The organism is Massilia sp. IC2-278 (assembly GCF_020708045.1).
Taxonomy (GTDB): domain Bacteria; phylum Pseudomonadota; class Gammaproteobacteria; order Burkholderiales; family Burkholderiaceae_D; genus Telluria.
Window position 1 is genome coordinate 126,085 of sequence record NZ_JAJFES010000005.1, and the last position, 26,698, is coordinate 152,782.

The window sequence follows — 26,698 nt, forward strand, 5'->3', positions numbered from 1 at the left end:
ATCTCAGTTCGGGGTATCGAGTTGTTCGGCGTCGAGGTCGGCGTCGTTCGCTGCGTCGGCGGCCTTGCGCGGCACCACGGCCAGCGGCGCGCGCTTGAACACGTCCGACAGGGCGCCATTGATGATGCGTTCCTTCAGCAGGTCGGTGTCCATCATCAGGTCGAGCAGCGGGCCTTCCAGGATCACGTCGCCGCGGCGCTCGATGAAGCCGAGCTTCGAGAGCACGCCCAGGTTCATGTCCATGCGCGTCTTCTTGCCCAGCTTGTCGCCGAAGTCCGACAGCAGCGCGGTATAGGAAATGCCGATCGAGGCATCTTCGGCGCGCGGGATCGGCGCGTCCTTGTCGAACATGTCGCTCTGGTCGTCGGCAAAGGCGGTGTGGGTTTCCTGGCGCTCGCGCTTGGGCAGGATGATCTGCGCCCACAGCACCACCAGCAGCGCCACGCCGTCGCGCGTCAGGCCGAAGTTATTGTTCTGCCAGATGTCCTTGGCGCCGAAGATCTTCGGCTCGACGTTGCGGTGCAGGGCGATCGTCACATGGTCGGCGTACACGTTGTCGAGCAGTTTCAGGCCCGACTCCAGCAGGCGCTTGTCGACTTCGCCGCGGAACTGCTCGTCCGACAGCGCGCGCTTGACCATCTTGTCGTCGCGGCGCAGGGTCTGGTGCGTGAGCAGGCGGGCAATCAGGATTTGTGCATCGTCATTCATTCGGCGTGCCGCTTTCGAGATCTAGTGAGAGGGTTGCAAAGGACATGGCGGCCACTTCCGGGTCGTCGAGCGCCACCATTTCGTCGCGCGCTTCGAATTTGATCGGCAGGCGCGCCAGTTCGGCGGTGGCGCCCTGCAGGCTGGCCTCGGAAGCATCGCCCAGCAGCGGCAGCAAGGAAGCGCGGTAGGACGCCACGGCGAACGATGCCGGCAGCAGGGACTCGTGCAGCTCGACCTTTTTCGGGCCGACGTCCGAGAATTCGGGGAAGTTGCCGAGGTTCGCGAAGTCGGCCAGCTTGTTGATCCAGTCGTCGAGTTCGGCCTGCATGGCCGGGTTGTCGTCGATGGTCAGCGGCGCATCCTGGCCGCTCGGCAGGCCCTTCTGGCCAACCACCACGGCGCGCTCGGCCAGCAGTTCGGTCTCGGCGACGTCGATCATCTCGGCCGGCGTGCCGAACAGCGGCACCACCGGGCGGTCGATCGCGCCTTCGGCCAGGCTGGCCAAATCGTCGTGCGCCAGCAGCCAGCGCTTGACGTCGGTGGTCGACAAACCGGACTGGCCCAGGTGTACGCGCTGGCGTTCGATCTGGTTCAGGGCGCGCGAGAACATGCCCTGCATGTTGAGCAAGGCGCTCTGCGCGCGGCCGATCGCCTGCGCCGCCTTGTGCGTGGCCGAATCGGCGCGCTCGTCGGAGGTAATCGCGCGCAGGATCACGGAGCCCTTCTCGACCCAGTCGCAGGCCATGTGCCACTTCGCCTGCGAATTGCGCAGCTTGAATTCGGAGCCGGAGGCAATCGCGTCGCGGAATTCCTCGGTCAGTTCGACCAGGCGGCCCAGCAAATGCTTGAGCTGTTCGACGGTCACGCCGCCGACCGCCTGGGCGCCGGCCACCTGGGACAGCAGGAAGCCCATCTCGGCTTCGTCGTCCTCGGGTTTACCCAGCGCCAGCAGGGTGTCGAGCGCGGACAGCACGTTGCGCGCCAGCGGCGTGATGCGGTAGACGGCGCTCGGCGCGTCCCAGGCCAGCAGGCCGTGGGTGCGCAGGCGGTTCAGCACCGTTTCCAGGCTTTCCGGGATCAGGTAGGCCAGCTTCTGGTTGATGTCGGCGCGCGAGAAGGCCGAGCTGGCGGTGTCGGCGGCCAGCTCGCGCAGCACCAGCAGGCGCACCAGCACGCCGTCCTGGCTGCCGTGGAACAGCGCCGAAAAGGCCGACAGCATGGGCTGGGCCTTCTTGAGGTGGAAAACCTGCTCGATTTCGTCCGGCGCGATGCCGTTCTGGAAATGCACCTGGAGCGGGTCCAGCTCGTCCTGTGCAATGCCATGGGGTTCCGCGGCGAGGGCCGCCTGTGTGTCGATCATCTTGGGATACCAGTCTGCATGCGGACCGCACTGCCTGAGCAGGCAAGCCGATGTGTCCGCGGGGGGCGCCAGTATAACAGTTCAGCTAGCTTAATCGGCAGCAATATTCCCCGGCGGCTGGTGTGGTTTTGCACAAACGACACAAAAATCCGGCATACCGTACGGCTTGTATAAACTATAAGAAATGCTTCTGAAAGGGGATTTCTTATGAGTTAAACATATATATGCATGCCGGTTTGACAGGCAAACGGCAGAGGTTGAATCTAAGCACGACCGCGGGAGCCTGAGCCCCTTCCCGGTCCCCAGCCGCTGCGACGCAACGGCGCAGCTTCACACCAATAACACCGTTGCATCATGATGAGGAGAGAGGATGAACAAGAAAATCGCCACCCTGTTGTTTGCCATCGGCCTGGGCGCCGCGGCCGCACCGGCCTTTGCCAGCTGCGAGTTCTACTGCGCGTCCGACTATCGCGTCTGCGTCGCGGGCGGTACCCCGGCGGCGGAATGCGCCGCGGAACGCACGGCTTGCCTGCGCGACATGTGCGGCTACGATTACTGATCGGCTAGCTGACAAGACAAGAGCCGGCGTCTTCGCGACGCCGGCTTTTTTTATTTGCGCGTGATGCTCTTCACCGTCTGGTCGATGGTGTCGCGCTCGTCCTCGAAGCGAATCTTCACCGGATACCATTCCTGGCCCGGCGCCAGCCAGACTTCGACGCTGTCGCCGCGGCTGTCGCGCGGCTCGCGCTTGACGTGGATGGTGTCGAGTTCGCCCATGCCGGTGCGGATCTTTTCCTGCTTGATCACCTTGAAGGTCCAGGGCTCGGCATCGCGCCGCCCGGCCACGATGAAGGTCCATTCGCTGCCCGGCTTGAACTTCGCTTCGCCGGCCGCGCGCGCCACCGAGGCCAGCTGCCAGGTGACGGAAGCACGGTCCTGTTCGCCGCCCTTCATGACATAAGGCAGCTTGGCCCCGCTGAAACTGATCACATTCTCGTCGCGCACGAAGGTGGTGGTCGTCGCATCCTTGCGGTAGCGCTTTTCGGTAAAGGTGTCCGGCGCCAGGCCATAGGCGTCGACCGCACCCTGGCTGCGGTATTCGTTCAGCTTGCCGAGCAGCTGCACTTTCGCCTCGACGTTGACGTCGTACTTGCCCTCGCCGGCGCGCCAGGTGATCAGGGCGTCGCCCTTCAGGCCGATGCTTTTCTGCTGGGCGTTCAGGTCGTAGGCCAGGTCGGCCGAGGGCGGCAATTCGACTGCGCGCTTGACCGGGGCGGCAGGCGCGGCCATGGCTGTCGAGACGCCCAGCGCCAGCAGGCCCGCCAGTGCGGAGCACTTGAATAGGTTGCTTCTCATTATTACTTTCCTGTATCGCTTAAAGCTATATTATTCACCGTTTGCGTGGTCACTGCACCGTTGGCCTCCGTATTGCGAATCCGCACCGGATACCAGCCATGCGCAGGCGCCAGCCAGACGTCCAGGCGCGAGCGGTAGGAACCCTCTTTCGGCGGACGCGACAGATGCCAGGTTTGCAGCTTGCCGAGCTTGGTGTCGATTTCTTCCTGCCCGACCACGACGAAGCGGAACACGGCGGCGTCGCGGTCTTCGCCGACCAGCATGTCTATGTTGCCGCTCAATTGTGCGACATCCCCGCGCGCGATGGCGGCCAGTTGCAATGGAACACTAGCCTTGTCCTGGGCGCCGGCCGCCAGCGGGAAGCTTTTCTGCGAAGCCGAGAAGCTGATCTTGTTGGCGCCCCAGTCGAAGTGGGTGGCGGTGAGCGCCCGGCCGCGGCGCTTTTCCGTCATCTTGATCGGCGCGAAACCGGTCGCGGCCACGGCGCCGTCGCTGGTCAGCACCGCCAGGTTCACGCGCGTGAACACGACGCGGATGCCGGCCTCGAAATTGATGTGGTAAGTGTCGTCGCGGTAGGTCCAGTCGAGCTGGGCTTCGCCGCTCCACTGGGTGCCGTCCTTGTCGGTGCGCGCCACGTCCATCGTCATTTTCGCCGGCGGCGGCATGTCGACCTTGTAGCGGCGCGGTTCCGGCTGGGGTTCGGGAACCGGCGCAGGCTCGGGCACGGGTGCGGGTGCAGGTGCGGGCGCGGGCGTTGCGGCCAGCGCGGGCGCCGCCTCGCCTGCGGCCGGCATGCCTTCCCCCGTACCGCCCGTGCCCGGTGCGACCGGCGGGCCGATGGCGTCGTCGGCCAGCACCGGGCCGGGCTCAGGCAGCGGCGGCGGCGGCAGTTCGGGCAGGGGCGGCGGCGGCAGCGGTGCCGGCTGGGGCAGCGGCGCGGCGTCGGGCGGGGGCGGCGCGGCCGGTTCCGGCAGCAGACGCGTCTGCACCATGTCCATCGCCGGCGGCGCGATCGTGCGCGGCAGGCCCACATGGCCGCCCATCCAGGCAAACAGCAGCGCGTGCAGCAGCACGATCAGCGTGCCCAGCACCAGCGCGCGGCGCCGTCCGGCAATGTAGGAAGCGATACCCATGGGCCATAGTGTACCCGGCCACGTGCACGCCTGCTGTCCAGCAGCTTGCGCCAGCCTTTGAACCCGCCTCCTTTATCTGCTACGCTAGGCCAACAACCAACGGAGACCAAGCATGCTCAAACCACCATCGCAGAATGTGCCCGGCATGACGGATACGCTCGAGTTCGTAAAGAATCTGTGGGGCGGCATGAACGTGCCCGGCATGGGCATGCCGGGCATGGGGGCCGGCAGCCTCGGCGGCGGACTGTCCACGGACGAGCTCGACAAGCGGATCACCGACCTGAAGGCCGTGGAAAGCTGGCTGAACCTGAACCTGTCGATGCTGCGCACCTCGATCCAGGCCATGGAAGTGCAGCGCGGCACCATCGCCGCATTGAAATCGATGAGCGACAGCATGACCCAGGCGCTCAGCGGCCACGCCGGCCAGGGTGGCGACCAGACCGCCTCGCTGCCGCCCTTCTCCGCTTTCTTCACCGCCAGCGGCGCGCCGGAACCGGGCAGCAACACGCCGGGCGCCGGCGCCGACCCGGCCTCGGGGCCAGCAGCTGGCGCAGACGCCACGATGCCCGCCGCCGTCGCGTGGTGGAATCTGCTGCAGGAACAGTTCCGCCAGGCCGTGGCAAGCGCCATGCCGCCTGACGGTTCCGCCACCGCCGCCGCGCCGGAAGCGCCGGCCGCCAGGGAACAGCCTGTGAAAGAACCCACCGACATGGGCGCCCGCACGACCCGCACGAAAGCCGATAAAAGTTAAGTCTTCCGGCAATACTCCCTGCCGTTCGCCCGGCATTTGATTTGACGGGCATCACAAGCGCCCCAACCGTGCTGAACTGATCAGTACGGCTGGGGCGCTTGACATTCCATGCTTTCCCATCCGCACTTACTTTGTGGGAGGCAAGACATGGCCCATCTCGATTTTTCCCAACTGACGGCCGAGCAGGTAGGCGACCTGCGCCGCAAGCTGGAGAGCGCCGGCTGCACCGTGCCGCCCTGCGCGTCTACCCTGGAAGAACTGGCGGGCGCCATTGCCGCCTTCCGCAAGGCGCAGGGCATCGCCGCCAGCGGCCCGCTCGACGAAGCCACCTGGCGCCGCCTCGATGCGGTCAGCGGCAGCGTGTTCGGCGAAGTCTTCCAGAACGAACTCGACCTGCTGCGCCCGCGACCGGACGGCGACGCCACGCAGGTCATGCCGGCCTCCAGCTGCGCGCTGCTGCAGCGCTCGCACGATGGCACCCTCGCCGGCCTGGCGCTCTCGGGCGGCGGGGTACGCAGCGCCACCTTCAACCTCGGCGCCCTGCAGGCCCTGGCCGAACTGCGCCTGCTGCGCGACTTCGATTACCTGTCGACCGTATCCGGCGGCGGCTTCATTGGCGGCTGGCTGTCGAAATGCATCCGCGAGCGGCGCGGCGACGTGCGCCAGGTCGAGGCCATGCTCACGCAGGGCAGCGCCGGCCAGGCCGTGTCCTGCGAGCCGACCGAAATCCAGTTCCTGCGCCAGTACAGCAACTACCTGTCGCCGAAGAGCGGCACTTTCAGCGCCGACACCTGGACCCTGATCGGCACCTATGTGCGCAACACCTGCCTGAACCTGGCGATGCTGGTGGCCTGGCTCTGCGCCCTGCTGGTGCTGCCGCGCTTTGCGGTCTGGGGCGTGCACCGCATCATCGGCCCGGACGGGCGCTGGGCCGCCTGGTCCGATGCCGCCTAGCTGCTCGGCATCGCCCTGTTCCTGGTCGCCGTGTTCTGCATTGCCCTCAGCATTTCCAGCAAGCCGGAAAGCTCGCGCGGGCTGCGCCGCTTTCCGCTCGAGCAGGGCGCGGTGCTGGTATGCATCAACTTGCCGCTGCTGGCGGCGGGCTTCCTGGTCAGCATCGGGCTGTGGCGCTACGGCGGTGCGGTGCCGGCGCTCTGGGAAGACGGGCTGCCGGTGCGCTTTGCCGGCTGGGGCCTGGCCTGGCTGCTGGTGCCGGGGTTGGTGTATTTCATCGTCTGGGCTTGCGGCTGGTATCTGGCGCACGACCGCACCAGCCCCTACCGGAATGCCGGCTACGTCATCTGCCTGGCCGGGGCGGGTGCGGTGCTGGCGGTGTCGCTGGAGGCGGCGCTGGCCTTTGCGCCGGCCACCGTGGTCCAGCTGATGCCGCTTGCGAGCGCACGCATGCTGGCCTGGCCGGCGATCCCGATGCTGACGGTGGCGCTGTTGATCGGCGCCGCGGCGCTGGCGCTGGAACGGCGACTGGGGCGCTGCCGCTTTCCGGCTGACGTCTCGCGCGCCGAACTGCTGGAAGGCTTCAGCCACTTCGCCTGCGCCATCGGCGCGCTGGCGGTCGGCACCCTGCTGCTGCTGGCCGGCCTGGCCCTGCTGCCCGATCCGCAGCAGCACCCGATCCTGAACAACGCGATCGCGCTGTCCACCTTCGGCATGCCGCTGATGATGACGCTGTTCTCGGTGACGATGACGCTGATGATCGGCCTGATCGGCCGCCTGTACAGCGACGCCAGCCGCGAGTGGTGGAGCCGGCAAGGCGCCTGGTCCTCGATCTTCTCGATCGGCTGGGTGATCATGTTCGGCGTCGCCTTCTTTGCCGCGCCCCTGCTGCACTGGGCCTGGCTGACCTACGAGCCGATCGCGAATGCCGGCACCGCCGCCGGCTGGCTGGTGATGACCATCATCGGGCTAAAGGCTGGCAGCGGCAGCGCCACCGGTGCGCCGGGCAGCAACTGCGCCAAGCGCGAACTGGCGGCGCGCCTGGCGCCCTACTTCTTCACGGTCGGCGTGTTCATGCTGCTCTCGACCCTGGTGCAGGCCAGCGTGGCCATGCCCGACGTGCGCTGCCCGAAGCCCATATCGCTGCCCTGCGTGTACGCGGCCCACGCGAACGCCACCCTGGCCACCGATGGCGCCACGCTGCTGCTGGCGTTCGCGCTCTTCCTCGGCGCCGCGCTGCTGCTCGGCTGGCGCGTCGACATCAACAAGTTCTCGCTCTACATGCTGTACCGGAACCGCTTGGTGCGCGCCTACTTCGGCGCCAGCAGCGGCACGCGCAAGCCGCACCCCTTCACCGGCTTCGACCCGGAAGACGACCCGCAGCTGGCCGACATGGCCGACCAGCGCCCCTACCACATCGTGAACACGGCGCTGAACCTGGTCAGCGGCGAAGAGCTGGCCTGGCAGACGCGCAAGGCGGCCTCGTTTGCCTTCACGCCGCGCTACTGCGGCTTCGAGATGCCGCTGATGCCGGCGCAGGGACCGAAGCAGGGCCTGCGCGACGCCCAGCGCGGCGCCTACCGCCCCACGCGCGAATACGCCTCGAAGTCCGGCGCCGGCGACGACGACGCCAAGGTGCGCCTCGGCATGGCGGTGGCGATGTCCGGCGCGGCGGCCAGCCCGAACATGGGCACCCACTCCTCGCCGCCGCTGAACTTCCTGATGACGATGTTTAACGTGCGTCTGGGGCGCTGGTGCCCGAACCCGCGCAAGGCCGTGTGGACGCATTCCTCGCCGGGGATCGGCCTGTTCTCGTTGATCGCGGAGCTGTTCGGGATGACGAATGCGGACGCGAACTACGTCTACCTGTCGGACGGCGGCCACTTCGAGAACCTCGGCATCTACGAACTGGTGCGCCGCCGCTGCCGCCTGATCGTGGCGGTGGACGTCGCCAGCGACCGCGGCATGGCCTTCGAGGACCTCGGCAACGCCATTCGCAAATGCGCCACCGATTTGCATGTGAACGTGGAGATCGACGTCTCGAAGATGGACCTGCTGCCCTCGACCAGTCTGTGCGGCGCCAGCTGCGCGGTGGGGACGGTGCGCTACAGCCACGTGGATGCGGGCGGCGTGGATGGCACGCTCCTGTACATCAAGCCGGCCATCGTGGGCTCGGAGAATGCCGATGTGCTCAACTACCGCAAGGCGCACCCGGATTACCCGCACCAGAGCACGGCGGACCAGTGGTTCAACGAGGCCCAGTTCGAAAGTTACCGGGCGCTGGGGTACCACATCACCAAGGCGGCGCTGGCCGCGGCGGCGGCGGCCTCGGAGCGAGCGGATGGGTCGCACGATGTGGCGAAGCTGTGTGCGCATTTGATGGGGGCGCATGGGTTGGTGGCGGCGCCGGTGCCAACACCACAACCTCCAGGCAGCCGCGACGAGTTCCGGTAACCCGTTGTGCCGACCGTACGGTGGGCACCCCGTGCCCACGCGGAACGATGGTCAATGTTGGCGCCGGATGTCGCCGCGCCTAATGCATGTTCGCAGCGTTTCCAAATGCGTCTCGCCAGTTTATCCAATGATGGTGAGGTTTCGGGGCGAATGATCACGGCCGCTGACTACGGCCGAACACGTACCCGCGTGGGCACGGAGTGGCCACCGTACGGTTCAGGCCTCGGGCTCCGTTGGCGGCGTCGGTGTTTCCTCGGCCGGCGCCTCTTCCACCTTCGGCACCAGCGCCGCCAGCTGCTCCATCAACTGCGCAAACCGCTGCTGCCCCGGCTGCAGCTGGTCCACATGCGCCAGCACCTCGTGCGCCTCGGCGGCCATCAGTTCGTCATAGCCCTTTTCCTTCATGTGCGATACCAGCACCTGGGCCGCGTTGAACAAAATCCGCTGGTTGTTCGGCAGCTTGGTGCGCGCATTGCGCATCCATGCCACCGCCTCGCCGAGCTTGCCGGTCTTCCAGAGCAGCACGCCCTGGTTCATCAGGTCCGACGCTTCCTTCTTCGCCGCGCGGATCAGCGACGCGCCCTCCTCGCCCATGCGCGCCTTCTCGAAAATCGCCTGCACTTCGTCGAGCAGCACCGCGTTGTCGTGGTTGTTGCGCGCCACGTAGCACAGCAGCTCGACCGGCGCATCCTTTACGCCGACCGCGAACAGCAAGGTCGCCATCTCCAGGCAGGTCGGCACGTCGGGCCGTTCGGGACGCGCATTCAGCTGCGCTTCCAGCTCGTCACCGGCCTTGCGCGCATGGCGGTAGTCGCCGCTTTCGTGGTAGACCAGGCCCTCGGTGATCTTGGCGCGCAGCGGCATGTCGGGGTGCTCGGCGCCGAACTCGCGCTGCGCCGCACCCAGCAGCACCAGCGCCTCCTTCGGATCGTTCTTCAGCCCGCACACGCGCGCCAGCCCGAAGTAGGCGTCGGGCGTCTTGCGCACCGAGTATTCGCCGATCGCGATGCACTTGCGGAAGGCCTTTTCCGCCATCGCCACGTTGCCCAGCTTCAGGCAGACCTTGCCGAGATTGCGCTGGCGCGGCACCGAGTTCGGCGACAGCTTGGTCGCGCGTTCGAGGATGCTGCAGGCTTCCTCGTACTTGCCCATGTTTTGATACACCTGGGCCAGCTGGTCGTAGGCGTCGATGTAGTAGCGGTTTTCCGCGATCACGCCGAGGAACATCTGGCGCGCCTGTTCGAGTTCGCCGTTCACCATGCGGATCTTCGCCAGGCCGGAACGCGCCCACTGGTATTCGCGCCCGGCCAACACGCGCTCGTAGGCTTCGCGCGCCTTTTCCGGCTCGCCGCTCTTTTCCATCAGGCGCGCCTTCATGCGCAGCAGTTCGGTCTCGTGCACGCGGCTGGCGGCGATCTGCTCGTCGCACAAGCGCGCCGCGCGCAGGTAATCCTTCTCGGCATAGGCCTGATCGATCGGGCGGAATACCTGCTTGCGGTGCCAGGCGCGGTTCAGGCGCGTGAGCAGCACGCCTTCGGTGATCGGTTTCACCAGGTAGGCGTCGGGCTGGTGCTCGGCCGCGCCCATCACGGATTCCACGCTCTTCTCGGCCGACACCATCATCCACACGCTCGACGGCAAGAGGAAGTTGCGCACGCGCGCTTCTTCCAGCACCTGCTGGCCGTTCTTGCCGTCGCCGAGGTTGAAGTCGCACAGCACCACGTCGTAGCGTGTTTTCGCCAACAAGGCGATCGCTTCGCCGCCGCTCGCGGCCTGGTCGATGTTCCGGGCGCCGAGGCTGCGCAGGCTTTCGCGCAGCAGCTGGCGCACCCCGATGAAATCGTCGACCACCAGGTAGTTCTTGCCGGCCCAGTCGATCTGCTCGGCCTTGCGCTCCAGCGGGCTGCTCATGGCAAGGTCAGGATGAAGCAGCCGCCGCCAAAGCTGCCGCCGTTTTCCAGGCGCACCGCGCCATGCCGGCCGCGGTGGCGGTGCATGCGCGCGACCTCGCGTGCGAAGTACAAACCCAGGCCGGCGCTGTTGGTGCGGAAGTCGACGCCGCTGGACACGCCGCTCATCGCCGCGGCGCCGGCATCGAGCAAGGCTTGCGGATAACCGGCGCCGTTGTCCTCGACGCGGATTTCCAGTACCTCATCGTGCTGGCGCAGCGACAGGCGAATCCGGTCGCGCGTGTAGTTGACGGCATTGTTGACGGCGTGCGACACCACGCCGACGATCAGATCTTCGTCGAGGTGCCAGATCAGGTTCGGATCGACCTCGACTTCGAAGGCGATGCCGCGCGATTGCAGGAGCACCCTTCCCAGGGCCGCCACCTGCTCCGCCAGTTCGATGGCCGGAATGGGCTGCACGTCGAAAGGATATTCGGGCTGGCCAACCTGTTTATACAAGGCCAGCAGCTGCATCAGGTTGTCGTTCAGGCGGCGCGTCTGGTACAGCATCTGCGCCATTTGCGCGAATTGTGGATCGGCGGTGTCGGTCTGCGGCGAAGCGCCGTCGAGCAGGCGCTCCAGGGTTCCCGAAAGCACGCTGATCGAGTTCTTCATGTCGTGCGCGGTCGAGGCCAGGAACAGGGCGAGCTGCTGGGAGTGTTGGGTGTCGTCCATCGCCGGCGCCCTCCTTCCGGCGCAGAAAAGTTGCCACAGGCCAATTATACGCACAGATAACATCAGGCCAGCGCAGCGGATACGCGGTTTATTCTGGCGCAACAGTGTGTGCGTGTCCGCTACAACTCATTTCTTGCTGAAATTGCAACAAGATCGTACACTTCAATACAGCCGGCAGCGGATTTGGACGGATTAAAACAGGAATCGCATGCCCTGGTCGCCATCCTCATTCACACAAATTGATAGGACACTATGCGCGTTCCCGCCTCGCGACGCTTCATGGCACTCATTCTCCTGGCTTGCACGGTCAACCTGGCCGCTGCCGAAGAGACGGCAAACCGCGTGCAGACCAAGCCCTGCGACAAGATCCAGTACCCTCCTGAGTCACTCCGCCTGAGCGAAGAAGGCATCACCGAAATCGGCTTCCTCATTGGTACCGACGGTATCGTCAAGAAGACGGTCATCTTGAATCCCAGCGGTTCGGCGACGCTCGACAGGGCTCCGCAAGAAATACTGTCGACATGCGTGTTCCGGCCCGTCACATCGAATGGCCAGCCAATACCGGTATGGGCTTCAGTCTCGTATAACTGGTTTTTGGAAGCGGATTCCGATATGTCCCGCGTGTCGATGCGGCTCGATCTGGCCCTGCAGAAAAACAAGGATGATGCGAACGCACTTTACTACTATGCTTTGCTGAAGCTGAAGCATCCCCCATCCGATGCCGATCAGGAGCATGCTCGGGCCCTGCTCAAACGTGCGGCAGACCTCGGTCATGTGCATGCCCAGTTCAAGATAGGACAGCTTCACGAGCAAGGCATTGGCGGACCGGCGGATCAGGCCGAAGCCTTACGCTGGTATAAGAAAGCCGCGGCACAGGGTGACGTATTCGCCATCCAGCGTCTGGAAGCCGATGCCCCGGTCCCTTGAACGACAGATCCAGGGCGCTGGATCGCCATCATGGCCAGTTGCAGCCATTTCATCGTTTGCGCACCGTGAGGCGGGATGCGCAGACATCCAGACCGGGTAACCCGACAAGTTTGTCAGTCGCCCTGGGGCGCCCGGCTGTTACGCCGCGCACGCAACACAAAGCGCGCCGGATCGAGCGCATCGACGAGGCTGGCCTCCAGCGGCAGCGGTTCGTTTTCGAGGCGCGCCGCCAGCAGCTCGGCGCACAGCGGTGCCCAGATCAAACCGCGCGACGCATAACCGAGCAGCCCATGCAGGCCGGGATAACGCGGCACGTCGCGCAAACGCTCGGTCGTGCCGGCGGCATCGAAATCGGGCAGCGCGCCGACCAGCGGCAGGCGGTCCGGCGCCACGCAGCGGAATCCGACGCGGCCCTGCAGCGGTGCATCCCTGCCCGCCTCCGGGTTCGAGACCAGCGCCTGCAGGCGTTCGATGTTTTCCTGCTGGCTGGCTGCGCGCAAGGCTGGATCGGCGTCGAGATCGTAGGTGGCGCCGGCGCAGGCCAGGCCGTTCGCAGCCGGGGTCAGGTAGGCTTCGCGGCACAGCACATAGGGCAGCGACGGCAGCGTGGATGCATCCAGGTGCGTGACCTGGCCGCGCAAGGCAGACAGCGGCAGGCGCGACGCCTGCGCGAAGGCGCCGGAGGCCGCACCACCGGCCAGCACCACGGTCGGCGCCTGTGCAACGACGGCGCCGTCGAGCGTGCGCACCAGCCAGTCATCATCAACGCTATCGCCAACGCGTTCCAGCGTGACACTGCCGACGCCGAAGCGCGCCGTCAAACGGTCACCGCAGGCCGCCATCATCGCCGCACACACGCTGCCGGGCCGCGCCCAGCCGCCCTGGCGGAACAGCCAGGCGCCGTCGGGCGCCGGCAGGTCAAGCAAGGCCTCCGCCTCCGGCGACTCCAGCCATTCTGCAAACTCCGGAGGAGTCGAACCTGCCGCCGCAATGGCGCGCGAGGCATCGGCGTGACCAGGATCGCGCGCCAGCTGCATCACGCCGCAGGCCGCGCCTTCGATTGCGCGGCCGATGCCGCCGATGCTGTCCCAGTAGCGCAGCGCGTACAGGTAGGCGGCGCGCGTCAGGCGCGTCGGGATGTTGTCGTCCTTCGAGAGCAGCGGCATGAAGATGCCGGCCAGGTTGCCAGAGGCTTCCATCGCCGCCTGCGGGTGGCGTTCGACCAGGGTCACCTGCCAGCCGCGCGCGCACAGGCGCTGGGCAGCGGCGCAGCCGGCCAGGCCGGCGCCGATCACGATGGCATGGCGCGGCGGCACAGTTGGCAAAGGCTGGCGCGGCTTGCGGCTGGCGAAGCGTGCGCCGCGTTTGTCCTCGTCGAACACGAAACCCTGCGCTGCCAGCGCGGCCACCTGCTGCGCGTCGAGCGCGTCGGCGGCCAGGACCGCATCGCTCGCCACCAGCCGTGCCAGCGCGCGGGCGAAGCCGGCTTCCGGCACCCCATGCACATACGCGAAGTCGATCCGCGCCGACAATTGGGCCAGCGCCGTTTCCAGCGGTGCGCACAGCAGATCGAGCGTGACGGCGTCATCCTCCTGCGGCACGCGATGAAAACCCGGCAGCAGGCCCTCCGCCAGCGCCACGATGTGCAGGCGCGCAGGCCGCGCAGGGTCACGGCGCCAGGCTTCGACCAGTGCTTGCACCCGGCTGCCGTCGCCATGGCGCGTGTCGAACACCGTATAGCGTTCGCGCCCCTGCCAGAACGACGATGGATTCACTTGGCGCCCGCGTAACGGAAGCAGTGCGGTGCATGGTCGTCGACCATGCCGATGCCCTGCATGTAGGCGTAGATGATGGTCGAGCCGACGAACTTGAAGCCGCGTTTCGACAGGTCTTTCGAGAGGCGGTCCGACAGCGCCGTCTTCGTCGGCCGCGTGCCGTCGCTCCAGTCGCCGACGATGGGTTTGCCGTCGACATAGCCCCACAAATAGCTGTCCAGGGTCTGGCCTTCGGCGCGCAGCGCGAGATAGGCCTTGGCGTTGCTGATGGCGGCGGCCACTTTCAACTTATTGCGCACGATGCCGGGATTGGCCAACAGCTCGGCCACCTTGGCTTCGTCGTAGCAGGCGATTTTTTCGGCGTCCCAGCCGTCGAAGGCGGCGCGGTAGCTGTCGCGCTTGTTCAGTACCGTTTCCCAGGACAGGCCGGCCTGGGCGCCTTCCAGGTTCAGCATCTCGAACAGGCGGTTCTCGTCATGGCAGGGCGTGCCCCACTCGTGGTCGTGGTAGTCGAGGTAGCGGGGATTGGCCGGATTGGCCCAGCTGCAGCGTGGGATCGTCATGCCTGAAGTATACGCCAGGCGAAAGCGGCGAGACAGAGAAGACACCGCCTCGGCAAAACGAAAAAGAGCACGCAGAGTCCGAAGACCTCGCGTGCTCTTTCAGCAATCAATCGACCACCGCATGGCGATGGTCAATCGATCTGCCTATTTACCCGCTTACTTGCCCGCTTATTTGCCCGACGTGGTGCCCGACTTGGCGGTCGGCGCCTGCTGGGCAGCTTTCAGGTGCTGCTCGACGGTCGGTTGCATCTTGGCGGCCAGGCCCTTGACGTCGGCATCCTTGGCGGACTTCTGGTTTTTCTTCAGCAGTGCCAGGGCTTCCTTGTGCGAAGCCACGCCGCCGACTTTCATGTACTCACGGTCGAAGGCTTCGCCGTTCAGCTTGGCCAGCTTTTCCGACATGGCCTTGTGCTTGGCGTCGAGTTCGGTCGGCAGGGTCACGCCCTTGGCTTGCGCCACGGCTTGCACTTCCTGCAGGCCCTTGGTGTGGTCGTCGATCATTTGCTGGGCGAAGGTTTTGACTTCCGGATTCTGGCTCTTGCTCTGTGCCAGTTTGCCCATTTCGACTTCGGCCATGTTCACCATTGCCATGTCCATGATGCCCTTGCTGTCGGCCTTGCTCAGGCTCGAACCGGTGGCGCCGGCTGCGCCCGAGGCGCCCGACGACTGGTCCATGCCGGCAGCCGAGGCGCCGGTGCTGCCGCTCATGCCGTGCGCGCTGTGCGACGACGAGGACGACGAGCCGGTCTGGCCGGCGGTGCTGGAGCCGACCTGGGCGCTGCGGTCTTCCATGCCCTGGCTGTTGGTGTTGCTCACGGCGCCGTCAGCGGCCGATTTGCCGGTCATGTTGGTGCCGGTTTGCGCGCCCTGGCTCTGCAGTTCGGTTGCGGTTTGTGCGTGGACGCCATAGCTTGCGAACATGGCTGCTGCTGCCGATACGGCGAGCAGTCCTTTCAGTGCTTTGTTTTTTTGCATGATGCTCTCCTGGGGTTGGGGAAGGCGCCGGCATCACGTCTCCTGTGCCGGTTCCTGTTCAATGTGACATCGGCATATCCGCAGGCGGCCCGCACCGCACACGCGGTAACGGAACGACAACAGATTCGAGCCAAACCGCAGTGTATCGCCGCGTTGACGAACCCAGCGCGCGTTAGCCGCTTGGCAACATTTTTGTGAATATGGATATAAAAAAAAATGGCCGGCCCGGAAATCCGGCCGGCCATCCAGGAAAATGCGGATCAGCGGAAGCTCAGCGCCGCAGTCAAATCCCCCGGCCCGCGCGCGCCACGCGACGCAAACGCCGCATCGCGCGCCGCCAGGCCTTCCAGCAGCGGCAATCCGTGCAGGCGCGTGATCAGGCGCAGGATCGAGGTCGTGTCGTAGTAGTTGTGGTCCACTGCCCCCTTCTTCGCATGCGGCGACACCACGATGGCCGGAATGCGCGAGCCTGGGCCCCAGCGGTCGCCCTGCGGCGGCGCCACGTGGTCCCACCAGCCGCCGTTCTCGTCAAAGGTGATGACGACCACCATGTCCTGCCACTGCGGCGACTTCTTCAAGTGTTCGATCACGTTGGCCACGTGGGCATCGCCCGACTCGATGTCCGAATAACCCGCGTGCAGGTTCAGGTTACCTTGCGGCTTGTAGAAGCTCACGGCCGGCAGCTTGCCCGCCACCGCGTCGGCGATGAATTTGTTCGAGATCGGGCTGTCGCCCAGGCCGCCGTCGCGCAGGTGTTCTTCGCGCGCTTTGGTGCCGGGCGCGAACTGCCTGAAGTAGTTGAAAGGCTGGTGGTGGTGCTGGAAGTTCGGGCGCTGGCCGGCACCGCGGCCGTCGATCGCCGCTTGCCAGGCGCCGCCATACCAGGCCCAGCTCACGCCTGCGCGCGACAGCAAATCGCCGATGGTGTCGTAGCTTTGCGGCGGCAGCACCGACGGGTCGCTGGCGTCGGCCACGTTCGCGTCGCCGCCCGGCGCCGGACGCACCCAGCTCGGCTGGTAAGGCGGCGCCATGGTGTTCACGGCGTAGCCGTCCGGCGTGATGGCGCCGGAGTGCACGAACTTCGGCTTGCCGTCGAGCGCGGACTTCGGCGAATCCGGGGCGACGGCCAGGCGCGTGCCCTGCGGGCCGTCTTCCAGCACGGCGATCTTCTTTTTCGCCGGGGTCTCGGCGGCGTTGAAGAATTCCGGCGTGCGGCCGCTGATCAGGAACTGGTGGTTCAGGTAAGAGCCGCCGAATGCCGCCATGAAGAAGTTGTCGCACAGGGTGAATTCGCGCGCGATCTGCCACAGGCCCAGGTGCTTGTCGGTCTCGCCGTAATGGCCCATCACCAGCGCGCCGGAGTCGCCCCAGGCAACGAAGCCATCGTTCTTGCCGCCGTTAATCTGCATCTGGTTGTGATAAAAATTATGCACCAGGTCGCGCGTGACCAGGCCTTCCGGCAGCGGCTTGCCGTCGCCGTCGACCAGCTTCCACGGGCCGTTCGGCAGGTTGGCGATCTTGTCTTCGCCGATCAGGTATTCCTTGCCGCCGATGTCCTGGCGGCCCGGCACCATGCCGCCCCAGATCTTCGGCAGGGTCGGCAGGATGGAACCGTCGCGGTCTTTCTGCGGCGCGCTGGCCGGCAGCGGCGCGGCCAGGCCGGGGAAGTTGGCAAACAAGTTGTTGAAGCTGCGGTTCTCGAGGTAGATCACGACCACGTTCTTGACGTTCGCCTTCAGCTTGGCGTCGAGCGAGGCCGGCTTGGCGGCGGCGGCGCGCTTGGCCGGCGCGGCCTGCGCGGCGGACGGCAGGCTGCCGGCGATTCCGGCCGCGGCGGCGGCCTGGAAGATGCGGCGGCGGCCCGGGCTGGCGGGCTGGGCGTTATCGCGCTTGTCGCTGGGATTGTGATCGTCGCGATGGTCGTGGTCTTGCATTACTGCTCCTGTATTCGCTAACCGGAAACGATGATTATCGTTCCTTTCTTTCCCAAGGGGAACCCACAGCTGCCGGCGGACATAGCGTATGGACGTGGGATAACAACATCCAGCCCGCGGCAAGCGCGATGCATTTATGGCAGCATGGCCAGGTTAGTCATCAAGGAAACCCACATGGACCTCGCATTGAAACGCCAGCTCGAACAACTCGCCGACTTCGGCAACACGAACGACGCCGCCGTCGGCAAGAGCGGCACGCGCATGCTGAACATCACGCCCGACACCGGCGAATTCCTGTCCGTGCTGGTGCGCGCGACGGTGGCGCGCCGCGTGCTGGAAATCGGCACCTCGAACGCCTACTCGACGCTGTGGCTGGCCGACGCCGCGCGCGCCATCGGCGGCGCCGTGACGACGATCGAGCGCGCGCCGGACAAGGTGGCGATGGCGCGCGAAAACATCGCCACGGCCGGCCTGGACGGCGTCATCACGCAAGTCGAAGGCGACGCCGGCGCCTGGCTGGCGCAGGCGCCGGACGCCTCGGCTGACCTGGTCTTCCTCGATTCGGCGCGCAGCCTGTATCTCGCCTGGTGGCCGGACTTGCGCCGCGTGCTGCGCGCGGGCGGCTTGCTGGTGGTCGACAACGCGAGCTCGCATGCACACGAGATGGCGGACTTCGTCGCCGCGGTAAAGGACGACGCCGCCTTCAGCACCAGCCTGGTCCCGGTCGGCAAGGGCGAATTCCTGGCCGTGAAGACCTGACTGCCCCTGCCTGAAATTCAGGACTTGAATTCAGGACTTGACGGTGTGCGCGCCGCCAGCGCCGCGGGCCGCAGCGCCGCCACCGCCTCGACCAGCAGGCTCGGGGTGACCGGCTTGACCAGGTAATCGGTAAAGCCGTTGGCGCAGGCGCGGTCGCGGTCTTCCTTGCGCGCAAAGGCGGACAGGGCCAGCGCCGGCATCAGGCACAGCCCGGTGTCGTCGAGGTTGCGCAGGCGCCCGATGAATTCGAAGCCATCCATGCCCGGCATGCCGATGTCGCTGATCAAGAGTTGCGGGCGTTCCACGCGCAGCAGCTCGAACGCCTCCTGCGGCGTGCGCGCCACGGCGACGTGGGCGCCGGCCCCGGCCAGGATGGTGCGCAGCATCTCGAGCGAATCGTGATCGTCGTCCAGCGCCAGCACGCGCATGCCGGACAAGTCGGGCAAGACTCCCGCGCCAGGGTGCGCGCCGTCTTCGCCGGATGCGGCCGGCGCCAGGCTCCAGTCGGGCAGCGCCGGCTGCAGCGGCAGGCAGACGGTGAAGCTGGCGCCCTGCCCTTCGCCGGCACTGTCGACCGTCACCGTGCCGCCGTGCAGCTCCACCAGCTGGCGCACGATCGACAGGCCCAGCCCGAGGCCGCCGTGCTGGCGCGTGGTCGAGGTGTCGGCCTGGCGGAAGCGGTCGAACACGTGCGGCAGGAAGTCGGCGTGGATGCCGGCGCCGTTGTCGCGCACCCGGATCGCCACCTGCTCGCCCTCGCGCCACAGCGCCACCTCCACCAGGCCGCCGCCGGGCGTGAACTTGACCGCGTTCGACACCAGGTTCCACATCACCTGCTGCATGCGGCCGCTGTCGGCCAGCACCGGACCCGCTTCCTCGTCGAGCTCGGCCTCCAGGCGGATGCGCTTGGCCATCGCGGTCGGGCGCAGCGATTCGACCACGGCGCCGACGAATTCGGCCGGCTTCACCGGCTGCAGGTCGAGCCTTACCTTGCCCGACAGGATGCGGCTCATGTCGAGCAAATCGTCGATCAGCTGCACCTGCACGCGCGCATTGCGCTCGATGGTGTCGAGCCCCTTGCGCAGCATCTCCTCGCTCGGCGCCTGCTTTTGCGCCAGCAGCTGCGACCAGCCGAGGATGGCATTGAGCGGCGTGCGCAGTTCGTGCGACACGGTGGACAGGAATTCGTCCTTCAGCTGGTTGATGCGCTCGGCCTCGACGCGGGCCTCGACTTCCTGCAGGTACAGGGCCTTGCGCTCCTCGGCCACGGCCAGCGAAGCGTCCAGGCTGGCGGCGCGCGCCTGCAGGCGCGCATCGAGCACCGAGAACAGCAAGGCCACGACCAGCAGGCCGACGATGACGGCGGTGACGATCAGCGCCAGGTTCTGCTGGCCGATCAAGCCGGTGGCCGCGCGGCACACGCTCCCTTCCGGGAAGCCGGCGGCGGCCATGCCGGTGTAGTGCATGCCGGCGACGGCAAAACCCATCACCACGGCGGCCGCCGATTGCGCCACCCAGGCGCCGGCCGTGCCCTGGCGCAGGCGGAAGGCGATCCACAGCGCGCCGGCGGCGGACCCGACGGCAATCAGCACCGACAGCGCAAACAGCCAGGGATCGTAGTCGATGGCCGGCGACATGCGTATCGCCGCCATGCCGGTGTAGTGCATGGCGTTGATGCCCAGGCCCATCAGGAGTGCGCTCGAGGCCAGGTCGCGCGGGCGCAGCAGCGGCGCGCGCAGCTGCCACAGCGCCATGCCGGACACCAGCACCGGCAGCAGCAGCGACAGCAGGGTCAGCGGCACGTCATAGCCCAGCGGGATCGGCAGGCTGAAGGCAAGCATGCCGATGAAGTGCATGGCCCAGATGCCGCTGCCCATGGCCAGCGCTCCGCCCGCGGTCCAGGCCAGGCTGGCGGCGCCATGCGCCTGCTTGACACGGCCGGCCACGCTGAGCGCGGTGTACGACGCGAAGATCGCCACCAGCACCGAGACCAGCACCAGGGATGGGTCGTAACGTCCTATGAGCATGGGGTGATGGGTCTCCTGCAGTGCGGCTTGCCGGCCGGACTCGTTAGCGTAAATACATCCGCGCCCGCAGTATAAACCCGCTTGAGCCAGACGCATCAAAAGACGGCAATATTTCCGTAAAGATACATCGAAATCGGCATTCCCCCGCTTACAGTTGCTTACGAATGCATAACCGCAGCTAACGCCAGGTCGCGACAGAATTGCTGGCAGAAAGGAAACCACCATGCCATTTCGCCGCCTCGCCCTGCTCGTTTCGCTATCCTGTGCCGCCCTGTCCTGCGCCGCCCCGGCCCATGCCGCCGACAACGCCTCCGTCACCCTGCCCAAGGAAGAGCTCGACCAGCTGATCGCGGCGTATGCGCTGGTGAAGTCGCAGTACGTGGAAGCGCCCGACGAGCGCAAGCTCCTGCAGGCCGCCATCGGCGGCATGCTCGCTTCGCTCGATCCGCACTCGCAATACCTCGGCAAGGACGAGCTGGCCGGGCTGGAACAGGACCGGCTGGGAGAATACGTGGGCATCGGTGTCGAGGTCGAAGTCGAGGAAGGCCAGATGCAGGTGGTCGCCGTTGCCGACGACGGCCCGGCGGCGCAGGCCGGCATCGAAAGCGGCGACACCCTCGTTTCGCTGAACGGCGAGGCCATCATGCGCATGCGTCCGGCGGAACTGGAAAAGCGCATGCGCGGCGTGCCCGGCACCGCGCTGACGCTGGGCCTGCGCCGGGGCGGCAAGGGCGACGTGCGCAGCGTCGACGTGACGCGCGCCGCGCTGCGCGCCGACACGGTGCGCACCCGCATGGCCGCGCCAGGCGTGGCCTGGATCCGCATCTCGCGCTTCGAGGGCCGCACCGCCGCCGATTTGACCGCAGCCCTGGCCACGCTCGACGCGGCCGGCGCGCCGCGCGGCGTCGTGCTCGACCTGCGCAACGATCCGGGCGGGCTGGTAACGGCCGCCGTCGGCGTGGCCGGCGCCTTCTTGCCGCCGGATGCGCTGCTGTTCACGGCGCGCGGACGCATGGCCGGCGCCGAGAGCCGGGTCACGGTCGCTCCGCGCTACTACCGCGGGCCGGGCGAACCCGACGTGCTGGCCGGCCTGCCCGCCTGGACCCGCACGGTGCCGCTGGCGGTGCTGGTCAACGGCGGCTCGGCCTCATCGGCGGAGCTGGTGGCCGGCGCCCTGCAGGACCATGGCCGCGCGCGGATCGTCGGCACGCCGAGCTTCGGCAAGGGTTCGATCCAGACCGTGTTCCCGCTGTCGGAGGACAGCGCCGTGAAGATGACGGTGGCGCGCTACTTCACGCCGCGGGGGCGCGAGATCCAGGCGCGCGGCATCGTGCCCGACGTGCCGGTGGCGCCGCTGCGCGGCAGAAGCGACGCCGAAGGCCTGGTGCTGCGCGAGGCCGACCTGGAACACCACCTGGCGCCGACGCTGCCGGCCCAGGACGGCGCCGCTGCCGCTGCGCAGGCCAGGCGCGCCGCGCCGGAAAGCACGCGCCTGTTCGGCAGCGGCGACGACCTGGCCCTGGCCACGGCGGTGCGCATGCTGGCGCCCGACCTTGGCCTGGCGTACGAAGCCGGCGCCCTGCTGCGCAAGCTGGGCCTCAAAATCGAAGCCTCGGCCCAGGCCGTGGCAAAAAGCCTATAAGTACTCGCCCATAAATAAATGTGTTTTTGGCTGCCATAACCGGCGCGTTGCTGCGTTGGCTCGTGCTTGCAGTGCTCGCACTGCGGCGCGCTCGCCGCCTTGCACCGCATCCGGTTCTGTTTGCCAAAACTCACATTTATTTCCGGTCGAGTACTTAGCGTCAGCAAACTGTCACCTGGCGGTCAAACGCCTGTCACATTCATCGGCCAACATGGCGCCTGTTCACACGAACACGGCAGCTTGCCTGCCCTACCGGCGCCAGCGGTCGGGAAATATACTGGCACCAATTCCTTCCTGAAGATGATCGCGGCAGTGCGCACGGCGTTTGCAATGCCTGCGTACTGCCGAGCTTTCCGTTTGATCTGGGCCAGAAGCGGCCTCCACACCTGTCCCTAAGCTGGAACGACTGCGTTCGTCTAGCACCTATTCCTGCGTGGCATGTTGATTGAACGCACGACACTGGATCAGGAGGAACAAATGCAAGCGAGAAATACGAGCGGCAGGCGGCACCGTGCAGGCCGCAAGCCCTGGCTGTTGCGGCCCCTGGCGGCTGCGGCAGCCGCATCGGTGGCGGCGATGGCGGCGGCTGCCCCCGCCGGCGCACCCGGCAGCACCGCATCCGGCGGCACGGCGGCGATTCCGAACTACCGCGCCATCCAGCTGTCGCCCTCGAGCGCCTTTGCGGAAATCAACGTCAAGGGCCAGGTCGCGTTCACCGAATTTTCCGCCGGAACCGGCACCCGGGCCAAGTTCTACGATGGCCATACCGTGCGCGACCTGGGCACCCTCGGCGGCCCGAACGCGGACGTCGGCGCACTGAACGATTACGGCCAGATCGCCGGCAGCGCCACGGTCGATGCCGCCGGCGAGGTCTACCACGCCTACCGCTGGAGCAAGGCCACAGGCATGGTCGACCTCAACCCGCCGGGTTCCGGGCGCTCGTTCGGGAATGCCATCAACAACCGCGGCTGGGTTGCCGGCGCCGTCGCCACCGCGCCAGGCCGCTCGCCCCTGCATGCCTTCCGCTGGACGCCCGCCTCCGGCGTGGTCGACCTCGGCTCCTTCGGCAATGCGTCCAGCGCCAATGCGCTCAACGAAGCCGGCACCGTCGTCGGCTACTCCGAAGGCCCGGAACTCGGCATCCTCGGCCGCGCCTTCCGCTGGACCGAGGCCGGCGGCCTGCAATCGCTGGTCGGCATCTCGAGCGTGGCCTCGGAAGGCCTCGACATCAACGAGGCCGGCAAGATCGTCGGCAGCGCCTCGTTCGACACCTCGCTCTCCGACCAGGCCTTCCTGTGGACGCCGGGCGGCGGCCTGCAGGAAATCGGCACCGCGCCCAGCTACCTCGCGTTTGCCCAGCGCATCAACGAAAAAGGCCTGGTCACGGGCCAGTACTACAGCGCACCGGTCGATCCGAACGGCTTCATCTGGAGCCGCGACACCGGCCTGCAGCTGATCGGCACGCCCGGCACCGACACCTCGAACACGGGCGACGTCAACAACCTCGGGCAGGTGGTCGGCAGCCTGAATGACCGTGCCTTCGCCTGGACGCGCACGGCCGGCGTGGTCGACCTGAACACGCGCATCCCGGGCGCCCCGCCCGAACTCGAGCTGTGGCAGGCCCAGGCAGTGTCCGACAACGGTTCGATCGCCGCCGTCGGCAACACCGGCCTGGTGCTGCTGGTGCCGAGCGCGGCCTATCACCAGGCGCCGGTGGCCGCGCCGATCAAGCTCACCGGCCCCACGCGCGTGCATTCCCTGCTGTCGTTCTCGTCCTCGTTCCGCGACGTCGACCTGCGCGACACCCACAAGGCCACCTGGACCTGGGGCGACGGCGCCAGCGCCGCCGGCACCGTCAGCCAGGCGGCCGGCAGCGGCAACGTCAGCGGCCAGTACGCCTACCGGAAAAGCGGTATCTACACGGTGCGCCTGAACATCCTCGACAGCGGCGGCCAGGGCACCAGCGTCGAGCGCAAGCTCACGGTATGCGGCTGCAGCAGCGGCGCGGTTGCCGGCGAAGGCGCCTTCCTGTCGCCGCAAGGCGCCTCGGCGCGCGACACCAAGGGCGCCGGCGTCGCCCGCTTCGCCTTCCTGTCGGAGGCAACGGGCACGCGCGCAAAACAAGGCGCGTCCGAAGTCCACTTCAACACCGGCAAGCTGAACTTCCGCAGCACCGCCGTCGACAGCGTAACGGTCGACGGCAAGCGTGTGCGCTATAGCGGCAGCGGCAGCGTCAACGGTGTGGGCGGCTACCGCTTCACGCTGACGGCGCTGGCCGACGCGGGCACGGCAAAGGACCGCGTCCACGTGCGCATCACGCATGCCGATGCCCACAGCAAGGCCGAGGTGGTCGACTACGACAACGGCCCGCGCGCCGGCGCCAGGGCGGCCAGCCTCATGGCCGGCGCAGGCGCCGGTACAAGCACGTCGGCCGAAGGCAGCGCCGTGCTCGGCGACAGGGCGATCGTGTTCGGCGGGCCGTCGGCGGGGAGTCAATGAGCAATGCGTGAGCGGGCTGGCGCGCTGCCGCGCGCCGTCCATCGCTAACCGAGGGCGCCCGGGCAGGCCGGCATGGCCAGCCCCGGGCGCCCGCATGGAATCAGGAGGAACAAATGCAATCGAACACGACAAGCGGCGCGCCCCACGGCGCCGGCTGGAATCGTTGGCTGCTGTGCCCGCTGATGGGCGCGCTGTCGGCGGCGGCGCTGGCGGCGTCGGGCGCGGCCATCACGGCGCCTGGCGGTGTTAACGGCACAGCCGCCAACACGGCGGCCAACGCAGTGGCCAATTCAGCGGCCGATTCAGCGGCTAATATAGCAGCCAACGCAGCAGCCAATTCAGCTGCCAACGCAACCGCCAACGGCCATCCGCCGGCGCCCGCCGCCACCAACTACCGGGTAGTCCAGTTGTCGACCCTCGCCCCCGGCGTGGTGAACATCAACGCCAAAGGCCAGGTCACGTTCACGGAAACCGTTCCCGGCACCGACACGCCGCGCGCCAAGTACTACGACGGCTACACGGTGCGCGACATCGGCACGTTAGGGGGCACCGGCGGCGCCGTCAGCCAGGGCATCAACGACCGCGGGCAGATCACCGGCAGCGCATCGACGCCGGGCGGGGCCTACCACGCTTTCCTGTGGAGCAAGGCAACCGGCATGGTCGACATCAACGGGCCCGGCATCAGCATCTCGAACGCCTACGCCCTCAACAACAAGGGCTGGGTGACCGGCGCCGCCGCCTTCTCCGGCACCGGGCCGTTCACCGCCTTCCGCTGGACGCCGGCCACCGGCATGGTCAACCTCGGTTCCTTCGGCAACACCTCCTACGGCTACGACATCAACGATGCCGGCACCGTGGTCGGCTACTCCGAAGGGCCGGAACTCGGCATCGTCGCCAGGGCCTTCAAATGGACGCCGTCCGGCGGCCTGCAGTCGCTGGTCGGTACCTCGAGCGTGGTCTCGTCGGCCAACGACATCAACGAGGCCGGGAAGATCGTCGGCAGCGGCACGAACGACCTCGCGCTCAACGACCGCGCCCTGCTCTGGACGCCGGCCGGCACGCAGGTCGACCTCGGCGCCGACTCCACCTTCCTCTCGTATGCCGAACACATCAACGAAAAAGGGCTGGTCATCGGACAGGAAGCCTACAATCCGTTCGAGAGCCTCGGCTTCGTCTGGAGCCGCGAACATGGCATCCTGCGCTTCGGCACGGCCGACGCCCTGCCCTCGTACGTGACCGACCTGAACAATGCGGGCCAGGTGGTCGGCCGCATCGGCGACCAGGCCATCGTCTGGACCCGCGCCGGCGGCGTGGTCAACCTGAACACGCGCATCCCCGGCGCGCCGCCCGGGTTGACGCTGTTCCAGGCCGAGGCCGTTTCCGACAACGGTTCCATCGTCGCCATCGGGAGCACTGGCCTGGTGCTGCTGGTGCCGAGCGCGGCCTACCACCAGGCGCCGGTGGCCGCGCCGATCGCGCTCACGGGCGCCACGCGCGTCAACGCCCTGCTGTCGTTCTCGTCCTCGTTCCGCGACGTCGACCTGCGCGACACGCACAAGGCCACCTGGACCTGGGGTGACGGCAGCAGCAGCGTCGGAACCGTGAGCCAGGCGGCCGGCAGCGGCAACGTCAGCGGCCAGCACGCCTGGCGCAAGACCGGCATCTACACAGTGCGCCTGGACATTCTCGACAGCGGCGGCAAGCATACGGCGGTCGAGCGCAAGGTGACGATCTGCGGCTGCAGCAGCGCGGTATCCGGCGAGGGCAGCTTCTTCTCGCCCGCCGGCGCACGCAAAGGGGCTACCGGCCTCGCAGGCGGCATGGCGTCGCGCCACGCCGCTGGCAGTTTCGCCTTTGTCGCCGACGCCGGCAGCGCGCGTCCCGGCGCCGGCCAGGCCGCCGTCGAAGTGAACGTGGCCGGCCTGGCGCTGCACAGCACGGCCATCGATGCGCTGGCCGTGAACGGCAAGTGGGTGCAGGTGAGCGGCGTCGGCACCGTGAACGGCAAAGCCAATTACCGCTTTACGCTTGCCACGGTCGCGGGCGGCAAGAGCGGCGCCGCGGACCGCGTCCGCGTGCGCATCTCGCACCTGGAACCGGGCACGAAAGCCGAGGTGGTCGACTACGACAACGGCGCCAGCCCGGCCAACAACGCAGTCCAGGCAGGAACGGGCGGCGCGGGCGGCCTGCATGCCGATGGCAGCGTGGTCTTTGGCGGAGCGCTGTCGCAGCCGCAGTGAAAGGTGGGCGTCATAGC

Annotated in this window: 20 protein-coding genes; 9 read left to right on the forward strand and 11 right to left on the reverse strand. The window is 67.2% G+C overall.

What is annotated here, in order from left to right:
• Nucleotides 1-3: 3 nt before the first annotated feature.
• Together LK540_RS12340 and LK540_RS12345 are read right to left on the reverse strand one after the other, a co-directional pair.
• Entirely contained in the window at nt 4-708 is a 705-nt protein-coding gene (locus LK540_RS12340) for a hypothetical protein (protein WP_229437599.1), read from the reverse strand.
• Nucleotides 701-2,068 (reverse strand): hypothetical protein, encoded by a 1,368-nt coding sequence (locus LK540_RS12345; protein WP_229437600.1) that lies wholly within the window; start codon nt 2,066-2,068, stop codon nt 701-703. Before LK540_RS12345 ends, LK540_RS12340 begins: the two co-directional genes overlap by 8 nt.
• A 370-nt stretch (nt 2,069-2,438) precedes the next feature.
• On the opposite strand from LK540_RS12345, the gene LK540_RS12350 reads away from it, so the two are divergent.
• Complete coding sequence (locus LK540_RS12350) at nt 2,439-2,627, forward strand: hypothetical protein (RefSeq protein WP_229437601.1); 189 nt, start codon at nt 2,439-2,441, stop codon at nt 2,625-2,627.
• 50 nt (nt 2,628-2,677) lie between these two features.
• Here LK540_RS12350 and LK540_RS12355 read toward each other — a convergent pair whose 3' ends face one another.
• The gene (locus LK540_RS12355) at nt 2,678-3,424 is read right to left on the reverse strand and encodes a DUF3108 domain-containing protein (RefSeq protein ID WP_229437602.1); all 747 of its coding nucleotides are present in this window, start codon (nt 3,422-3,424) and stop codon (nt 2,678-2,680) included.
• Nucleotides 3,425-3,426: 2 nt separating this feature from the next.
• Nucleotides 3,427-4,557: a DUF3108 domain-containing protein gene (locus LK540_RS12360; RefSeq protein ID WP_229437603.1), complete on the reverse strand. Its 1,131-nt coding sequence runs from the start codon at nt 4,555-4,557 to the stop codon at nt 3,427-3,429.
• 112 nt (nt 4,558-4,669) lie between these two features.
• Between LK540_RS12360 and LK540_RS12365 the strand changes: the two genes are divergently transcribed.
• The 3 genes from LK540_RS12365 to LK540_RS12370 all read left to right on the forward strand — a co-directional run bounded on the left by LK540_RS12365 (nt 4,670) and on the right by LK540_RS12370 (nt 8,716).
• Nucleotides 4,670-5,308 carry a PhaM family polyhydroxyalkanoate granule multifunctional regulatory protein gene (locus LK540_RS12365; protein ID WP_229437604.1) on the forward strand — a complete coding sequence of 213 codons (639 nt, stop codon included), beginning with the start codon at nt 4,670-4,672 and terminating at the stop codon, nt 5,306-5,308.
• A gap of 147 nt (nt 5,309-5,455) precedes the next feature.
• Nucleotides 5,456-6,262 (forward strand): patatin-like phospholipase family protein, encoded by an 807-nt coding sequence (locus LK540_RS25345; protein ID WP_307729174.1) that lies wholly within the window; start codon nt 5,456-5,458, stop codon nt 6,260-6,262.
• Nucleotides 6,263-6,292: 30 nt separating this feature from the next.
• A complete protein-coding gene (locus LK540_RS12370; protein ID WP_307729175.1) occupies nt 6,293-8,716 on the forward strand; it encodes a hypothetical protein in 2,424 nt (807 codons plus the stop codon).
• 216 nt (nt 8,717-8,932) lie between these two features.
• On the opposite strand, the gene LK540_RS12375 is transcribed toward LK540_RS12370, so the two are convergent.
• Together LK540_RS12375 and LK540_RS12380 are read right to left on the reverse strand one after the other, a co-directional pair.
• On the reverse strand, nt 8,933-10,627 hold the full coding sequence (locus tag LK540_RS12375; protein ID WP_229437605.1) for a tetratricopeptide repeat-containing response regulator: 1,695 nt from the start codon (nt 10,625-10,627) through the stop codon (nt 8,933-8,935).
• Nucleotides 10,624-11,340, reverse strand: a complete 717-nt coding sequence (locus tag LK540_RS12380) for a sensor histidine kinase KdpD (protein WP_229437606.1) — start codon at nt 11,338-11,340, stop codon at nt 10,624-10,626. The genes LK540_RS12375 and LK540_RS12380 overlap by 4 nt, the downstream gene beginning before the upstream one ends.
• A 279-nt stretch (nt 11,341-11,619) precedes the next feature.
• Here LK540_RS12380 and LK540_RS12385 point away from each other — a divergent pair, with 279 nt between their 5' ends.
• Nucleotides 11,620-12,267, forward strand: a complete 648-nt coding sequence (locus LK540_RS12385; RefSeq protein ID WP_229437607.1) for a TonB family protein — start codon at nt 11,620-11,622, stop codon at nt 12,265-12,267.
• A 113-nt stretch (nt 12,268-12,380) separates the two neighbouring features.
• Here LK540_RS12385 and mnmC read toward each other — a convergent pair whose 3' ends face one another.
• The 4 genes from mnmC to LK540_RS12405 all read right to left on the reverse strand — a co-directional run bounded on the left by mnmC (nt 12,381) and on the right by LK540_RS12405 (nt 17,514).
• Nucleotides 12,381-14,042, reverse strand: a complete 1,662-nt coding sequence (gene mnmC / locus LK540_RS12390; RefSeq protein ID WP_229437608.1) for an FAD-dependent 5-carboxymethylaminomethyl-2-thiouridine(34) oxidoreductase MnmC — start codon at nt 14,040-14,042, stop codon at nt 12,381-12,383.
• Nucleotides 14,039-14,605, reverse strand: a complete 567-nt coding sequence (locus tag LK540_RS12395; RefSeq protein WP_229437609.1) for a DNA-3-methyladenine glycosylase I — start codon at nt 14,603-14,605, stop codon at nt 14,039-14,041. The genes mnmC and LK540_RS12395 overlap by 4 nt, the downstream gene beginning before the upstream one ends.
• A gap of 168 nt (nt 14,606-14,773) precedes the next feature.
• A complete protein-coding gene (locus tag LK540_RS12400) occupies nt 14,774-15,580 on the reverse strand; it encodes a DUF4142 domain-containing protein (protein ID WP_229437610.1) in 807 nt (268 codons plus the stop codon).
• A 260-nt stretch (nt 15,581-15,840) separates the two neighbouring features.
• Complete coding sequence (locus LK540_RS12405) at nt 15,841-17,514, reverse strand: acid phosphatase (RefSeq protein ID WP_229437611.1); 1,674 nt, start codon at nt 17,512-17,514, stop codon at nt 15,841-15,843.
• A gap of 174 nt (nt 17,515-17,688) precedes the next feature.
• On the opposite strand from LK540_RS12405, the gene LK540_RS12410 reads away from it, so the two are divergent.
• Nucleotides 17,689-18,273, forward strand: a complete 585-nt coding sequence (locus LK540_RS12410; RefSeq protein ID WP_229437612.1) for an O-methyltransferase — start codon at nt 17,689-17,691, stop codon at nt 18,271-18,273.
• A 17-nt stretch (nt 18,274-18,290) separates the two neighbouring features.
• Here the strand turns inward: LK540_RS12410 and LK540_RS12415 are convergent, their stop codons facing one another.
• The gene (locus LK540_RS12415; protein WP_229437613.1) at nt 18,291-20,300 is read right to left on the reverse strand and encodes an MHYT domain-containing protein; all 2,010 of its coding nucleotides are present in this window, start codon (nt 20,298-20,300) and stop codon (nt 18,291-18,293) included.
• 223 nt (nt 20,301-20,523) lie between these two features.
• On the opposite strand from LK540_RS12415, the gene LK540_RS12420 reads away from it, so the two are divergent.
• From LK540_RS12420 to LK540_RS12430, 3 genes are all read left to right on the forward strand, one after another.
• The gene (locus LK540_RS12420) at nt 20,524-21,942 is read left to right on the forward strand and encodes a S41 family peptidase (protein ID WP_229437614.1); all 1,419 of its coding nucleotides are present in this window, start codon (nt 20,524-20,526) and stop codon (nt 21,940-21,942) included.
• 477 nt (nt 21,943-22,419) lie between these two features.
• Entirely contained in the window at nt 22,420-24,441 is a 2,022-nt protein-coding gene (locus LK540_RS12425) for a PKD domain-containing protein (protein ID WP_229437615.1), read from the forward strand.
• A gap of 113 nt (nt 24,442-24,554) precedes the next feature.
• Complete coding sequence (locus tag LK540_RS12430; protein WP_229437616.1) at nt 24,555-26,681, forward strand: PKD domain-containing protein; 2,127 nt, start codon at nt 24,555-24,557, stop codon at nt 26,679-26,681.
• Nucleotides 26,682-26,698: the final 17 nt, after the last annotated feature.